Below are 15,337 nucleotides of genomic sequence, written 5' to 3'. Positions count from 1 at the left end.
TTAATGAGCTTCGGCGCCGATGAAGAAATCCTTCAGGATTTCCTGGTAGAAGCCGGCGAAATTCTTGAGCAACTGTCCGAGCAACTGGTCGAGCTGGAAAGCCGGCCTGACGATGCCGACCTGCTCAATGCGATCTTTCGCGGTTTCCACACTGTAAAAGGGGGCGCCGGCTTCCTTCAGCTGAATGAGCTGGTGGAGTGCTGCCACATCGCCGAGAACGTGTTCGACATCCTGCGCAAAGGTGAGCGCCGGGTCGACGCGGAACTGATGGATGTGGTGCTCGAAGCACTGGACACGGTCAACAGCATGTTCGGCCAGGTGCGTGAGCGCAGTGCAGTCACACCGGCCACCCCGGAGCTGCTGGCGGCCCTGTCGCGCCTGGCAGAGCCTGCCAGTGCCGATGCCCCTGCGCCGGTGGTCGAGGCAGCGCCCGAGCCTGTGGCGGCCGAGGCGGACATCACCGACACCGAGTTCGAACAGCTGCTCGACTCGCTCGATGCGGTCAAGGCCGAAGCTGCCGCTGCCCAAGCGCAAATGCAGGGCGAGACCCTGAGCGGCTCGGGTGACGACATCACCGACGCCGAGTTCGAATCGTTGCTCGACCAGTTGCATGGCAAGGGCCAATTCTCGCCCGAAGTCGCCGCCGCCGAAGCGGGGGGCGATGCCAGTGCGCCGGTGAGCGACGAGATCACCGACGAAGAATTCGAGTCGCTGCTCGACCAGTTGCATGGCAAAGGCACCTTCCAGGCCGACGCCTTGCCGGCTGCCGCCGCTACTGCGCAAAACGTGGTCGCACCCGCCAGCAGTGACGAGATCACCGAACACGAGTTCGAAGCGTTGCTCGATCAGTTGCACGGCAAGGGCAAGTTCACCGGTGACAGCGCTGCCAGCGAAGCGCCGGTTGCCGCGGCAGAGCCAGTTGCGGCGGTGGCCGAAAGCAAACCGATCGCCAAGCCTGCAGCAGCACCGGCAGCCGCTACACCGGCTGCGGCTGCCAGGCCAGCAGCGCCAGCCCGTACTCCGGCCCCGGCCGCGGAAAAGCCTGCCAGCGAAGCGGAAACCACCGTGCGCGTCGATACTGCGCGCCTGGACGAGATCATGAACATGGTCGGCGAACTGGTGCTGGTGCGTAACCGTCTGGTGCGCCTGGGCCTGAACAGCGGCGACGAGGCCATGTCCAAGGCGGTGTCCAACCTCGATGTGGTCACCGCCGACCTGCAGACCGCGGTGATGAAAACCCGCATGCAGCCGATCAAGAAGGTGTTCGGCCGCTTCCCGCGCCTGGTCCGCGACCTGGCTCGGCAGTTGAAGAAAGAGATCAACCTGGAGCTGGTCGGTGAAGAGACCGACCTCGACAAGAACCTCGTCGAGGCCTTGGCCGACCCGCTGGTGCACCTGGTGCGCAACGCCGTCGACCACGGTGTCGAGATGCCGGACGAGCGTGAAGCCGCCGGCAAGGCCCGCACCGGCCGCGTGGTGCTCTCGGCCGAGCAGGAAGGTGACCACATCCTGCTGTCGATCTCCGATGATGGCAAGGGCATGGACCCGAGCATCCTGCGCGCCAAGGCCGTGGAAAAGGGCCTGATGGACAAGGACGCTGCCGACCGCCTCAGCGAGTCGGACTGCTACAACCTGATCTTCGCCCCGGGCTTCTCGACCAAGACCGAGATCTCCGACGTGTCTGGCCGCGGCGTCGGCATGGACGTGGTGAAGACCAAGATTTCCCAGCTCAACGGCTCGATCAACATTTTCTCGGCCAAGGGCCAGGGTTCGAAGATCGTCATCAAGGTGCCGCTGACCCTGGCGATCATGCCCACCCTGATGGTGATGCTGGGCAACCAGGCGTTCGCCTTCCCGCTGGTCAACGTCAACGAGATCTTCCACCTCGACCTGTCGCGCACCAACGTGGTCGACGGCCAGGAAGTGGTGATCGTGCGCGACAAGGCGCTGCCGCTGTTCTACCTCAAGCGCTGGCTGGTTCAGGGCCAGGTGCACGAGGAGCAGCATGAGGGCCATGTGGTGATCCTCTCGGTCGGCACCCAGCGCATCGGTTTCGTGGTCGACCAGCTGGTCGGCCAGGAAGAGGTGGTGATCAAGCCGCTGGGCAAGATGCTGCAGGGCACCCCGGGCATGTCTGGCGCCACCATCACCGGTGACGGCCGCATCGCGCTGATTCTCGACGTGCCGAGCATGCTCAAGCGTTACGCGGCACGGCGTATCTGATTTTCGGCGGCGCACCCTGGCGGGTTGCGCCGCCTAATGGAGTGTTTATGGCAGTCAAGGTCCTGGTGGTGGATGATTCCGGTTTCTTCCGCCGCCGCGTTTCGGAAATCCTCTCGGCGGACCCGACGATCCAGGTGGTTGGCACCGCGACCAACGGCAGGGAAGCGATCGACCAGGCACTGGCGCTCAAGCCCGATGTCATCACCATGGACTACGAAATGCCCATGATGGATGGCATCACTGCAGTGCGGCATATCATGCAGCGCTGCCCGACGCCCGTTTTGATGTTCTCCTCGCTGACCCATGAAGGCGCCCGCGTCACCCTCGACGCTCTGGATGCCGGTGCAGTGGATTACCTGCCGAAGAACTTCGAAGACATCTCGCGCAACCCAGAGAAGGTCAAGCAGCTGCTGTGCGAGAAGGTGCACACCATCTCGCGCAGCAACCGCCGTTTTGGAAGCTACGCCAGCCACGCGCCGGTCAGCGCACCTGCGCCGGCCAGCAGCCATGCACCCGCCAGCAGCCTGGCCAGCGCCGCGCCGGTGCGTGCTGCTGCACCTGCCCGTGTGCCGACGCCGGCACCGGCTGCATCACATTCCCCGGCACCCAAGCGCAAGCCTTACAAGCTGGTGGCGATCGGGACTTCCACTGGCGGCCCGGTGGCCCTGCAGCGGGTGCTGACCCAGTTGCCGGCCAGCTTCCCGGCGCCGATCGTGCTGATCCAGCACATGCCCGCTGCCTTCACCAAGGCATTCGCCGAACGCCTCGACAAGCTGTGCAAGATCAGCGTCAAGGAAGCCGAGGACGGCGACGTGCTGCGCCCGGGCCTGGCGCTGCTGGCCCCCGGCGGCAAGCAGATGATGATCGACGGCCGTGGCACGGTGAAGATCCTGCCAGGCGACGAGCGCCTGAACTACAAGCCGTGCGTGGACATTACCTTCGGCTCGGCCGCCAAGTCCTATGGTGACAAGGTGCTGTCGGTGGTGCTCACCGGCATGGGCGCCGATGGCCGTGAAGGCGCACGCCTGCTCAAGCAGGGCGGCAGCACCGTGTGGGCCCAGGATGAAGCCAGTTGCGTGATCTATGGCATGCCCATGGCCATCGTCAAAGCCAACCTGGCCGACGCGGTGTACAGCCTGGATGAAATCGGCAAACACCTGGTCGAGGCTTGCGTCTGATGGATGTGCTCAGCCTGATTGGCCTGATCCTGGCGTTTGTCGCCATCGTCGGTGGCAACTTCCTCGAAGGTGGCCACGTGGGGGCCTTGCTCAATGGCCCGGCCGGCCTGATCGTGCTCGGTGGCACCCTGGCGGCGGCCTTGCTGCAGTCGCCGTTGCCGGCATTCAAGCGCGCTTTGCAGATCTTGCGCTGGATTTTCTTCCCGCCGCGGGTCGATCTCGCCGGTGGTATCGACCGTGTGGTCAACTGGAGCCTGACGGCGCGCAAGGAAGGCCTGCTCGGCCTGGAAGGCGTGGCCGATGCCGAACCTGACCCATACGCCCGCAAGGGCCTGCAATTGTTGGTCGACGGTGCCGAGCCGGAATCGATCCGCAGCATCCTCGAAGTCGACTTCCTGACCCAGGAAAGCCGTGATATCCAGGCCGCCAAGGTGTTCGAGAGCATGGGCGGCTATGCCCCGACCATTGGTATCATCGGTGCGGTCATGGGCCTGATCCACGTCATGGGCAACCTGGCTGACCCGTCGCAGCTGGGCAACGGCATCGCCGTGGCCTTCGTCGCCACCATCTACGGCGTGGCCAGTGCCAACCTGATCCTGCTGCCGATCGCCAACAAGCTCAAGGCCATCGTCCTGCGCCAGTCGCGCTACCGCGAGATGCTGCTCGAAGGCCTGCTGTCGATTGCCGAGGGTGAAAACCCGCGCTCGATCGAGCTGAAGCTACAAGGCTTCATGGAGTAAGCCATGCGCCGTCGCCGTCATACCGAGGAGCACGAGAATCACGAACGCTGGCTGGTGTCGTACGCCGACTTCATCACCTTGCTGTTCGCCTTTTTCGTGGTCATGTATTCGATCTCCTCGATCAACGAGGGCAAGTACAAGGTCATTTCGCAAGCGCTGCTCGGGGTGTTCAACGACCCTGAACGCAGCATGAAGCCGATTCCGATCGGGGATGAACAGCCGCTCAGCGTGAAACCGGCGCAGCCGCTGATCAAGGACAGCGAGCAGACCGATGCCGGGCTGGCGCAGACCAGCGTCGACCCCTTGAAAACCATCAGCGACGATGTGCGCGATGCATTCGGCGATTTGATCAAGTCCGACCAGATGACCGTGCGCGGCAATGAGCTGTGGGTGGAGATCGAGCTTAATTCATCGCTGCTGTTCGGCAGTGGCGATGCCATGCCCAGCGACCAGGCGTTCGCCATCATCGAGAAGGTCGGCAAGATCCTCAAGCCGTTCGCCAACCCGGTGCATGTCGAGGGCTTCACCGACAACCTGCCGATCCGCACGGCGCAGTACCCGACCAACTGGGAGCTGTCGGCAGCGCGGGCAGCGAGCATCGTGCGGCTGCTGGCCATGGAAGGGGTCAACCCGGCGCGCATGGCCTCGGTGGGCTATGGCGAGTACCAACCGGTGGCCAGCAACGACAGCGCCGAAGGGCGTGCACGCAATCGTCGGGTGGTGCTGGTTATTTCCCGTAACCTCGAAGTGCGCCGCAGCCTGACCGGCTCGGGCAGTGCCAACGCCACTGCGGATGCTGCGCTGCGTCGTGCTGGCACACAAAGTGCACCGCCAGCTCCAGCAGCGACGACGGCGAGATGAGCCGTCAATTCTCCGTCACCGCATGCCCTGGGGCAGCCGGCGACACCAATGAGACAAGAGTTGTCCTATGAGAGTCTGGGCAGTAGCCAATCAAAAAGGTGGCGTGGGCAAGACCACCACCACTATCGCCCTGGCCGGCCTGCTGGCCGAGGCGGGCAAGCGCGTGGTCGTCGTCGATCTCGACCCGCATGGCTCGATGACCAGCTATTTTGGGCACAACCCGGATGCCCTGGAGCACAGCTGCTACGACCTGTTCCTGCACAAGGGCAGCGTGCCCGAGGGCCTGCCGGGGCAGTTGCTGTTGCCGACCAGCGATGAGCGTATTTCGCTGCTGCCTTCGAGCACGGCGCTGGCGGTGCTGGAGCGTCAGTCGCCAGGGCAGAGTGGCTTGGGGCTGGTGATCGCCAAGAGTCTGGCGCAGTTGTGGCAGGATTTCGACTTTGCGCTGATCGACAGCCCGCCATTGCTGGGCGTGCTGATGGTCAACGCCCTGGCTGCGAGCCAGCAGCTGGTGATTCCGGTGCAAACCGAGTTTCTTGCAGTGAAGGGCCTGGAACGCATGATCGGCACCTTGGCCATGGTCAACCGTTCGCGCAAGCAGGCGTTGCCGTACCAGATCGTGCCGACCCTGTTCGACCGTCGCACCCAGGCCTCACTGGGCACCCTTAAGGTGCTGCGCGATACCTACGAGCATCAGGTGTGGCAGGGCTACATCCCGGTCGACACGCGCCTGCGCGATGCCAGCCGCAATGGCGTCACGCCGTCGCAGTTCGATGGCAAGAGCCGCGGCGTGATCGCCTATCGGGCACTGCTCAAACATATGCTGACCTACAAGCCCGCCGCGCAGGTGGCCTCATGAATCGACCTGTCGGCACCAAGCCGCAACTGGCCCTGCAGTCCTACCTTGATGGGTTGCTGCAGGAGGCCACCGAGGCCGAGGATATCCTCGAATTGCCAAGCTCGGCTGCACAGCCCGCAGCGGATGATGAGTTCGCCGCCGCCGTGCGTGAAGAGCAGGCACGCGACGCGAATCCGCCGACACTTGCCGCCAAGCCTTTTGCCGAGCCGCAGGTGAAGGTGCTGCCCGCCGTGCTGCCGGTCGAGCAGCCTGTGGTGGCGGTGGTCGAGGCGCAAGTGGTGGCTGAAGCCAGCATCCCGGTGCTGACCGAAGTGCCCACGCCGGAGCCGGTAGCACCGCTGGTGGACGTGCACCTGCCAGCGGCCGGTATGGCTGACATACCGACACCTCCGGCCAGCGTCGATGGCCGCCCGGCCTGGGCGGCCGAGCCGTTCGAGTGCCTGCTGTTCGACGTTGCCGGGTTGACCTTGGCAGTGCCACTGGTATGCCTGGGCTCGATCTACAGCCTGGAGGGCCAGGAGTTGACGCCGCTGTTCGGTCAGCCGGACTGGTTCCTCGGCATCCTCACCTGCCAGGCCGGCAACCTCAAGGTGCTGGACACCGCGCGCTGGGTGATGCCCGACCGCTACCGCGACGACTTCCGCCAGGGCTTGAACTACGTGATTTCCGTCCAAGGCTACGAATGGGGCCTGGCGGTCCATCAGGTCAGCCGCTCGCTGCGCCTGGACCCGGCCGAGATCAAGTGGCGCAGCCAGCGTGGCCAGCGCCCCTGGTTGGCCGGCACGGTCATCGAACACATGTGTGCACTGCTCGACGTCGCCGAACTGGCCGAGCTGATCGCCAGCGGTGCGGTCAAGCAGTTGCATGGCAAACAGAAATAACACCGAACACAACCGCCAACAGCGGATTTAGAGGGCTAGGGGAATGAAAAAGTCGTCTGCGCAAGGTTCTGAAGATCCGATCCTGCAGTGGGTAACCTTCCGTCTGGACAACGAGTCCTACGGCATCAATGTCATGCAGGTGCAGGAAGTGCTGCGCTACACCGAGATCGCTCCGGTACCGGGCGCGCCAAGCTACGTGCTGGGCATCATCAACCTGCGTGGCAACGTGGTGACGGTAATCGACACCCGCCAGCGCTTTGGCCTGATGCCGTCGGATGTGACCGATAACACCCGTATCGTCATCATCGAGGCTGACAAGCAAGTGGTCGGCATCCTGGTCGACAGCGTCGCCGAGGTGGTGTACCTGCGCCAGTCGGAAATCGAAACGGCGCCGAACGTGGGCAACGAAGAGTCGGCCAAGTTCATCCAGGGCGTGTGCAACAAGAACGGCGAACTGCTGATCCTGGTCGAGCTGGACAAGATGATGACCGAGGAAGAGTGGTCCGAGCTGGAGAACATCTGAGTTGATCTTCGAGGTGGCGGTAATCTTGCTGGCGTTGCTGTGGGCCCTGAGCCTGTGGTTCTTCCTGAACTACAGCAAGCGCCAGCGCGAACTGGCGGCGCAGCAGGCCGTGGGCGATGCCCTGCGCGACCAGCGCATCAAGGACCTGGCCAAGCGCCTGGATGACTACCAGAACGGCACCGTGCGCATGGGTGAGGCACTCCATGAACTGCGCGCGACCGTGGCACCGCTGCCCGAGAGGCTCCAGCAACTGGAGCAGCGCGACCCCAACAGCGTGACCTTCACCCAGGCCGCCAGGCTGGTGGGCATGGGCGCCAGCGTGGCGGAGCTTACCGAAACCTGTGGCCTGACCCAGGCCGAGGCGGAGCTGATGAGCAAGCTGCACCGCGGCGAGTGAAGGTGGCAAAGGGTTTCGGATGCCGTCAGTGCACCCAGGATTGGTTCGCGCCAATCCTGGCAATGCGGTCCAACGCCAGCAGATATCGCCTCGTTGCTCATCGGCTACCGGGTGCTGCCCAGCTGTGCGCCTGGCCCATCTGGGCTACCTGGTCCAGCGGTACGTGTTCACGCAGCACGGCATTGAACAGGTTGATATTGAGGGTGGCATGGATGTCGTAGATGGGCGACACCAGGAGGTTGCACAGCTCGCGCAGTTGCTTGAGCCACGGCAACTGATCGTCGATGACGTCGTTCAGCACGCCTGGCCCGCTGATCAGGCTCAGCCGCCGGGCGTAAGCCTGGAATGGCAAAGGTTGCAACAGGGGGTCGGGACGGCTCAGGTAGAAGTCGGGCGCCATGTGAAAGCGCTCTAGTATCCGTTCGGATATTGCGTCGAGTGTGGGGTTGGCCGGGTGGCTGCCGATCATGCTGCTGTTGTACTTGATGTACATGCCCATCTGGTCGTTGGACACCGGAGGTGAGAGCAGCAGGCCATCTGCGGTGGTCTTCAGTTCAAGGCGTTGCAGCGGTAGCTCGGTCCGGGTCCCGGTGGCCAGCAGCAGCCGATCATCGGCATCCAGGTACAGCCCCCCGTAATGTGAAAGCAAGCGGTAGCGCAGGATGTCGCAGGCCGAGCTGAAGTTGCATGCCACGCCGCCATTGCCATCGAGCGCTGCCTGATACTGCGGGAAATAGGGCGATTGGGAAAATGCCTGGAAGAAGTCCTGATCCTCCAATGGCATCAGCAGGGCCTGGTCAACTCGGTGCTCGCGTAATAGACGCAGGTTGGTCAGGTAGGCCAGGCGGTTCTGCCGTGACAGGAAAATCTGAAACCGATAGGGCGAACCGCGCAAGGCGTGGGCGTTGTGGACCAGTGCCTGCAGGAACTCACCTTCGAGTACCTTGTCCCCCAACCAGACACTGCTGACGATTTGCGGAATCGGCGTGCGTTTGAGCTGCGCGTACGGCGCATAGTCGACCGGCAGTTGCAGGTTGATGCCCATGGCATGCAACGTGGCCGCGCGCTGCGCCTCGCTGGCGATACGCCGTTGCGTGGACAGCACGAGGGCCGGATCGCCTTCGGCCTCGATGATCCAGCGCGGTGGGTTGATCAGTTTGATATCCCGCAAGCGGATGAAGCTGTCACTGGCGAACTCGTAGTGTACCCATTCGCTGGTTACCTGGCCGTTGTGCTGTATCCAGGCAGCGAAACGATGACCCAGGTTCTCGTCGATGCGGGTGACCAGCGCTGAGATGGCTCCCGAGGAAATGTGCGCCTGCTCGCGAAAGGCCAACTCGGCCGGTTCGAGCTCCACCGCTTGAACTTGTGGCGCAGCGCCGATTGGCGCGCCGAGCAGTTCGCCAAGGCGCTGGCTGCTGAAAAAGCCCGGGCGGGTGAAGCGAAACACCTCAGCCGGCCGCCCCAACAGGTTGCCGCCGGCAGGCAGCGCATTGAGCAGGCCGAATACCTGTGTGCTGACGCTTTGCTCTTTTTGCCGCAGGCTCTTGCCATTGATCGCGGCATCCAGACCCAGACCGAACTGGGCAAGGCCGCCGACGACCAGCAGCGGGGTCAGTTCGGGCAGCACGATGACCAGCGGCGCGAGCAGGGTGGTGACCAGGCCGAGGTAACCGGCCCAGTGCGCCTTGTTGATGTCGTGGTTGCTGGTGATCTGGCTGTCGGCGTCGGCGTAGGTGCGCTGCTTTTGCAGCAGGGTCAAAGCCTCGAAGAGCTCGCCCTGGATCGGCGGGCTGTACTTGTCGGGCCGATAGTTGATGACCTCGCCTGGCGTCCACACACCACTGGTGGTGAACCCTGGATGGTTGACCGACAGGCGGTGCGGCCGGGGATACAGGCCGAGCCCCTTGAGCGCCGTGTCCAGCCCGCTGAAGTCCAGGCCGTCCGGCCAGTCGGCACGGTTGAAGTGACTGCGCAGGGCGAGCCGGCTCGCTTCGTCCCGGCACTGCGCGGCGATCCACTGCTGCAGCGCGGCAAGGTTGGCGAACTCGTGGAAGGGGGCCGCGTTTCCGGGAATGTACAGCACTACCTCAGGTGCCGATACATGGCTGAGCAAGACGATGCTCGATGACCTGTAGCCATAGATATTGAGCATGCTCGAGCGCACGTCCTCGCGTGGCACCAGCCCTGCGGCACGCCAGATCATCAGGCGGCTGGCCGGGGTCAGGCTGCCGTGCAGGATTTGCTGATTGCAGGCGGCGATGAAGGCGATGCGGATGGCCCGCTGGTAATGCGCCTGGCGCTTGAGCCAGTAGGCGTCGAGCTGGGCCTTGAAGTCGTTGTGAAAATGCAGGCTCCAGATGTAGATCTGGAAGTCCTCCGCACGTATGGCCAGGCGTGTGTCCGGTGCGTAGCGGGGCGGTTGGGTGCGCCGGTAGAGCCCATTGAACACCAGATACGACGGGGCGTTGGAAAATAGCCCAGGTGGCTCCAGTCGCTCGACAATGTGCAGCTCGGTGCTGGGCGCCAGGCCTGCCCAATCACCATAGTGAAAGCCACCATAGCCTTCGGCGCTCTCGCCCTGCCAGTTGTTCAACAGTGCCTCGACCAGGTTCAGGCGCTGGGTGATCACGGCGTTCTGCCTGGTGTATGCGCGGCCCTCGCCGAGCGGTTCGCTCTGGTAGTGGAGGCTCACCACATCGACATCCAGTGGAGAGTCGCTGAAGCCTTGGGTGGCGAGCCAGCCGGCCAGCTTGCTGCGTGCCAGCTGGTCAGGGCGCGGCAGGTCGTGCAAGGCCTGGCGCACCAGGTCGAGGTGGGGTGCAGGTAGGGGAAGCATGATGAAGCCCTCATGATCGAAGAGGGCCCAGTGTGCGAAGCGCGGACGGTGCCGGGCGCTAGATAGTGCTATCGGCTGGCGGCAGCCCGAGAATCGCGGGTGAGATATCGCGCGGTTGCACGGGAGCATCGTCGAACCCTGGCGGCACCTTGCCGCGCAATTGCCAGGCGAAGGCGATGATCTCGGCGATGGTCAGGTACAACGCTTCGGGGATCTGCTCGCCCAGCTCCAGGCGCGCCAGCAGGCGAACGAGTTCGGCGTTCTCGTAGATTGGTACTTCGTATTCGCGGGCCAGGGCCAGGATCGCGTCGGCCAGCTCGTCATCACCTTTGGCGGTCAGTGTCGGAGCCTGCTGGCCGTCGTAGCTCAGGGCGATGGCCTGGCGTGGTTGCTTGTTGCTCATGCGGTTTCGTCCACCCAGCGTTGCTCCACCCGCGTGCGCGGGCCCTGTGGCGCAATGCCAGGGTGGCATTCCAGGTCGCCGACGTCGAGGCCGCGGGCCAACAGGCGTTCGCGCAGGTTGCCGAGCTGGCTGTCGACCAGTCGTGCGGTCTGTTCACGCTCGGCCCAGAGCTGGCCGGACAGCCGCCCCTGGAGCAGTTGCGCCTGCACCTGCAAAGGCCCCAAGGGTGCCAGGTCGAATGCCAGCTCGATCCGCCATAGCGCCTGCAGCGGGTCGTGCGGTTCGTGCTGCTGGCGTTCGGCTTGCTGTTCCGGGGTTTCCTCGCGCTGCAGTTTGACTTGCAGGGGAATGAACTCCTGGCCGTGGCGGATCGGTACTTCTGTCTGCCAGGTGGTCTGCAGGTTGCCGTTTTCCAGCGTGCCGGATTGCTGCAGGCTGCTCAGGGCGTGGCTCTGCAAGCGCGAGATCGCGGCGGCGGCCAGGCGCAGCAGCTGTTGCAGGTCACCTTCGTTTTCCATGGCCTGCAACAGCCTCGAGGGCAGGGGAAAGGCCCCTGGCGGTGTCCTTGGGCTGACCCGGTCAAGCATGCCCAGGGCACTGCGGGCCATGGCCGGTAGTGCTTGGGCCAGGGTGGCGGAGGCGCTCATCGGGCCGCTGGGGGCGTTGCTCGACGCCTGTGCCACCAGCCTGACCAGCTGCGCTTTGAGGTCGGTGGCCACGTTGGCGCCAAGGCCGCCGAGCAGCTTGGCCTCCAGGAACGCCCCACTGTTGTTCAGGGCCTGGGCGAGGGCTTTGCCGTCACTGAGTTGGCGGGCATCCGGCAGGTTGGCCAGCAGGCTGTTGGCGGTGTTGCGCAGCTCGCTGTCGCTGACCGGACTGTTGGCAATCTGCTGCAGCGCGCTTAGCAGGCCGGGCAAGGAAGCCTGGCGGCCTTGCTGGGCAAGCAACTGCTGGGCGATGTTCAATTGCTCCTGGCGCCCGCTGAGCGGCACGAACCGCAGCGACTGGTCGCCTTGCACCAGGGCGCTGAGCAGGCTGCCGATCGGCAACGGGCGCGGGCTGTCGATGGCCAACGTAGCGCCGGCCTGAGCGGTATTGAGCAGGCTGACCAGCGAGCGGAAGGTGGCCGCTTCACCCACGGTCTGGGGCAGCGCCTGGTTGGTCAGGACCTTGCCCTGCAGCAGGGTACCGACCGGCACCTTGCCGGTGTCCAGTTGGGTGAGGGTGGCGATGTTGCTGGCATTGGCTTGTTGCACCATGACGGCCAGGCGATTGCTCTCCGGCTGGCTGACGGTTAACTGGCTGCCTGGCGGGATCGGCTGGTTGGCAGTGGCCTGGACCTGTGTGCGGCTGCCACTGCCCTGGATCACTTGCAGCACCAGCTGGAAGGTACTGCCACTCTGGCGCATCGTCAGCACTTCGGCCTGAGCGGTTTCGCCTGGCTTGAGCAGGCCCGGCTGCGCCTGGGTCAGGTTGAGCAGTTCACCGGTCAGCTGGGCCTTGATCGCTTGCGGATTGATCGCGGTTTGTGCGCCGAGACTATTGATTTCAGTCATGATTGTATACAACCTGTGGAGCCCGCCCTCTTGGCAGCGTGGCAGCACATGTAATAATGCCTGCCGCCTGTCACTGCCAGTATAACGGCAGCGAGGTGGGCGACTTGAGAAGCTATAGATAAGGCGAACCCGTGACCCTTCACCTCCAAGCCGTGGGCCTGGCCTGCGAGCGCGACTGGCGCCTGCTGTTCGAGCACCTCGATTTCCAGCTGCGCCCCGGCGACATGCTGCAGATCAGCGGCCCCAACGGCAGTGGCAAGACCAGCCTGCTGCGCCTGTTGGCCGGGCTGATGCAGCCGACTGCCGGGCAGATCCTGCTGGGTGGCCAGCCGCTTGGCGACCAGCGCCATGCCCTGGCCAGCATCCTGCTGTGGGTCGGCCACGCTGCGGGTATCAAGGACCTGCTCACGGCGGAGGAAAATCTCACCTGGCTCTGTGCCTTGCACCAACCGGCTACCCCTGATGCCATCTGGTCGGCACTCGAAGCGGTCGGCTTGCGCGGTTTCGAAGACGTTCCCTGCCATACCCTGTCCGCTGGTCAGCAGCGCCGCGTGGCCCTGGCCCGGCTGTACCTGGACAGCCCGCCACTGTGGATCCTCGACGAACCCTTCACTGCCCTCGACAAGCAGGGCGTGGCCCAGCTCGAAGCGCACCTGGCCGCTCACTGTGAACAGGGCGGCACGGTGGTGCTGACAACGCACCACACCCTGGAACGCAAGCCGTCCGGCTACCGGGAACTCAACCTGGGGCAATGGGCGGCATGAGCGTATTCATCCTGTTGCTGCGCCGTGAAGCACGCCTGCTGTTCCGCCGCCCGGCGGAGCTGGCCAACCCGCTGGTGTTCTTCGCCATCGTCGTGGCGCTGTTCCCGCTGGCGGTTGGTCCGGAAAGCCAATTGTTGCAAACCTTGTCGCCTGGCCTGGTCTGGGTCGCGGCCTTGCTCGCCGTGCTGCTGTCGCTGGACGGCCTGTTTCGCAGCGATTTCGAGGACGGTTCGCTGGAGCAGTGGGTGCTGTCACCGCACCCGCTGGCCATGCTGGTGCTGGCCAAGGTCCTGGCACACTGGATCTTTTCCGGGCTGGCGCTGGTATTGTTGGCGCCGTTGCTGGCGCTGATGCTGGGCTTGCCCAGCCACTGCCTGCCGGTGCTGCTCGGTTCACTGCTGTTGGGCACGCCGGTGTTGAGCCTGCTGGGCGCTGTTGGCGCTGCGCTGACGGTCGGCCTCAAGCGCGGTGGTTTGTTACTGGCGCTGCTGATTCTGCCGTTGTATATCCCTGTATTGATCCTGGGCAGTGGCGCGTTGCAGGCAGCATTGCAGAATATGCCTGCCACCGGTCATTTGCTCTGGCTTGCCAGCCTGACAGCCCTGGCGGTTACCCTGGCACCCTTTGCGATAGCCGCCGGGCTGAAGATCAGCGTCGGCGAATAACGAGTCCCGGGCTCTCAAGCCCGGCTAATACCCTGGATGTACCTGATGAAAATGAGCTGGACGTGGTTCCACAAACTGGGTTCGCCGAAATGGTTCTACGCCATCAGCGGCCGCATGCTGCCATGGCTGGCCGTTTCCGCCGTGCTGCTGCTGGTGACCGGCGTGGTCTGGGGCCTGGCCTTCGCCCCTGAGGACTACCAGCAGGGCAATAGCTTCCGCATCATCTATATCCACGTGCCGGCAGCGATGCTGGCGCAGTCCTGCTATGTGCTGCTGGCGGTGGCCGGTGTGGTGGGGCTGGTGTGGAAGATGAAGCTGGCCGATGTCGCCCTGCAATGCGCAGCGCCCATCGGCGCCTGGATGACCGCCGTGGCGCTGGTCACCGGGGCCATCTGGGGCAAGCCGACCTGGGGCAGCTGGTGGGTCTGGGATGCACGGCTGACGTCGATGCTGATCCTGCTGTTCCTGTACTTCGGCATCATTGCCCTGGGCCAGGCCATCAGTAACCGCGACAGCGCGGCCAAGGCCTGCGCGGTGCTGGCCATCGTCGGCGTGATCAACATCCCGATCATCAAGTATTCGGTGGAGTGGTGGAACACGCTGCATCAGGGCGCGACCTTCACCCTCACCGAAAAACCGGCGATGCCGGCCGAGATGTGGCTGCCGCTGCTATGCACGGCGCTGGGCTTCTACTGTTTCTTCGGTGCCGTGCTGCTGCTGCGCATGCGCCTTGAAGTGCTCAAGCGCGAGGCACGCGCCAGTTGGGTCAAGGATGAAGTGTTGAACAGCCTGGGACGGAGGGCCACGCGATGAATTTCGCTTCCTTCGGCGATTTTCTCGCCATGGGCCACCATGCCCTGTACGTCTGGTCGGCCTACGGCATCTGCCTGGCGGTGCTGGCGCTGAATGTCGTTGCACCGGTGCTGGCCCGCCGTCGCTACCTGCAAGATGAGGCGCGCCGTTTGCGCCGGGAGAACAACCAGTGAATCCGCAGCGCAAGAAACGCCTGTTCATCATCCTCGGCCTGCTGGCCGGGGTAGCGGTTGCCGTCGGCTTTGCCTTGAGCGCGCTGCAGCAGAACATCAACCTGTTCTACACACCGACCCAGATCGCCAACGGCGAAGCGCCGCTGGACACGCGCATTCGTGCCGGTGGCATGGTCGAGAAGGGGTCGGTGCAGCGTTCCTCCGATTCGCTCGACGTGCGTTTCGTGGTCACTGATTTCAACAAGTCGGTGCCAATCACTTACCGCGGCATCCTGCCTGACCTGTTCCGTGAAGGGCAGGGAATCGTCGCCCTCGGCAAGCTCAACGGCGACGGTGTGGTAGTGGCCGACGAAGTGCTGGCCAAGCACGACGAGAAGTACATGCCACCGGAGGTCACCAAGGCCTTGAAGGAAAGCGGCCAGGCGGCCAGCGGTGCGGAGGCCAAGCCATGAATGCAGCACT

The 15,337-nt window shown here is 64.1% G+C and carries 16 protein-coding genes; 13 read left to right on the top strand and 3 right to left on the bottom strand.

The features are described from left to right. Positions 1-3: 3 nt before the first annotated feature. From CQW31_RS07465 to CQW31_RS07430, 8 genes are all read left to right on the top strand, one after another. Positions 4-2,223, top strand: coding sequence for a chemotaxis protein CheA (locus CQW31_RS07465; protein ID WP_099814197.1), 2,220 nt, complete (start codon positions 4-6; stop codon positions 2,221-2,223). Between the two features lie 47 nt (positions 2,224-2,270). Further along, entirely contained in the window at positions 2,271-3,401 is a 1,131-nt protein-coding gene (locus tag CQW31_RS07460) for a chemotaxis response regulator protein-glutamate methylesterase (protein WP_099814196.1), read from the top strand. Next, a complete protein-coding gene (locus CQW31_RS07455; protein ID WP_054884177.1) occupies positions 3,401-4,141 on the top strand; it encodes a flagellar motor protein in 741 nt (246 codons plus the stop codon). Before CQW31_RS07460 ends, CQW31_RS07455 begins: the two co-directional genes overlap by 1 nt. A gap of 3 nt (positions 4,142-4,144) precedes the next feature. Continuing rightward, on the top strand, positions 4,145-5,002 hold the full coding sequence (gene motD / locus CQW31_RS07450; protein ID WP_054884176.1) for a flagellar motor protein MotD: 858 nt from the start codon (positions 4,145-4,147) through the stop codon (positions 5,000-5,002). Between the two features lie 67 nt (positions 5,003-5,069). Beyond that, positions 5,070-5,861, top strand: a complete 792-nt coding sequence (locus CQW31_RS07445; protein ID WP_054884175.1) for a ParA family protein — start codon at positions 5,070-5,072, stop codon at positions 5,859-5,861. Beyond that, positions 5,858-6,742 carry a CheW domain-containing protein gene (locus CQW31_RS07440; protein WP_099814195.1) on the top strand — a complete coding sequence of 295 codons (885 nt, stop codon included), beginning with the start codon at positions 5,858-5,860 and terminating at the stop codon, positions 6,740-6,742. The genes CQW31_RS07445 and CQW31_RS07440 overlap by 4 nt, the downstream gene beginning before the upstream one ends. Positions 6,743-6,785: 43 nt before the next feature. Further along, entirely contained in the window at positions 6,786-7,265 is a 480-nt protein-coding gene (locus CQW31_RS07435; RefSeq protein WP_016393802.1) for a chemotaxis protein CheW, read from the top strand. 1 nt (position 7,266) lies between these two features. Then, positions 7,267-7,662, top strand: coding sequence for a DUF2802 domain-containing protein (locus CQW31_RS07430; RefSeq protein WP_054884173.1), 396 nt, complete (start codon positions 7,267-7,269; stop codon positions 7,660-7,662). A 97-nt stretch (positions 7,663-7,759) separates the two neighbouring features. Here the strand turns inward: CQW31_RS07430 and CQW31_RS07425 are convergent, their stop codons facing one another. From CQW31_RS07425 to CQW31_RS07415, 3 genes are read right to left on the bottom strand one after another with little or no spacing between them, the layout of a single operon-like run. Next, positions 7,760-10,501: a dermonecrotic toxin domain-containing protein gene (locus tag CQW31_RS07425; protein ID WP_099814194.1), complete on the bottom strand. Its 2,742-nt coding sequence runs from the start codon at positions 10,499-10,501 to the stop codon at positions 7,760-7,762. A gap of 58 nt (positions 10,502-10,559) precedes the next feature. Continuing rightward, positions 10,560-10,904 (bottom strand): EscU/YscU/HrcU family type III secretion system export apparatus switch protein, encoded by a 345-nt coding sequence (locus tag CQW31_RS07420; RefSeq protein ID WP_054884171.1) that lies wholly within the window; start codon positions 10,902-10,904, stop codon positions 10,560-10,562. Then, the gene (locus tag CQW31_RS07415; RefSeq protein WP_099814193.1) at positions 10,901-12,460 is read right to left on the bottom strand and encodes a flagellar hook-length control protein FliK; all 1,560 of its coding nucleotides are present in this window, start codon (positions 12,458-12,460) and stop codon (positions 10,901-10,903) included. Before CQW31_RS07415 ends, CQW31_RS07420 begins: the two co-directional genes overlap by 4 nt. A gap of 131 nt (positions 12,461-12,591) precedes the next feature. On the opposite strand from CQW31_RS07415, the gene ccmA reads away from it, so the two are divergent. The 5 genes from ccmA to ccmE are packed head-to-tail and all read left to right on the top strand — an operon-like array spanning position 12,592 to position 15,327. Next, positions 12,592-13,224: a cytochrome c biogenesis heme-transporting ATPase CcmA gene (gene ccmA, locus CQW31_RS07410; protein ID WP_054884169.1), complete on the top strand. Its 633-nt coding sequence runs from the start codon at positions 12,592-12,594 to the stop codon at positions 13,222-13,224. After that, positions 13,212-13,889 carry a heme exporter protein CcmB gene (gene ccmB, locus CQW31_RS07405; protein ID WP_371263234.1) on the top strand — a complete coding sequence of 226 codons (678 nt, stop codon included), beginning with the start codon at positions 13,212-13,214 and terminating at the stop codon, positions 13,887-13,889. The genes ccmA and ccmB overlap by 13 nt, the downstream gene beginning before the upstream one ends. 45 nt (positions 13,890-13,934) lie before the next feature. Further along, positions 13,935-14,702, top strand: coding sequence for a heme ABC transporter permease (locus CQW31_RS07400; RefSeq protein WP_054884196.1), 768 nt, complete (start codon positions 13,935-13,937; stop codon positions 14,700-14,702). Then, positions 14,699-14,875, top strand: coding sequence for a heme exporter protein CcmD (gene ccmD, locus CQW31_RS07395; RefSeq protein ID WP_054884168.1), 177 nt, complete (start codon positions 14,699-14,701; stop codon positions 14,873-14,875). The genes CQW31_RS07400 and ccmD overlap by 4 nt, the downstream gene beginning before the upstream one ends. Continuing rightward, the gene (ccmE, locus tag CQW31_RS07390; protein WP_054884167.1) at positions 14,872-15,327 is read left to right on the top strand and encodes a cytochrome c maturation protein CcmE; all 456 of its coding nucleotides are present in this window, start codon (positions 14,872-14,874) and stop codon (positions 15,325-15,327) included. The genes ccmD and ccmE overlap by 4 nt, the downstream gene beginning before the upstream one ends. Positions 15,328-15,337 lie beyond the last annotated feature (10 nt).

It is taken from the genome of Pseudomonas sp. 382 (assembly GCF_002759075.1).
Classification (GTDB): Bacteria; Pseudomonadota; Gammaproteobacteria; order Pseudomonadales; family Pseudomonadaceae; genus Aquipseudomonas; species Aquipseudomonas vlassakiae.
The sequence above is the reverse complement of the archived record's forward strand: the minus strand, read 5'-3'. Positions and strand labels throughout refer to the sequence as shown.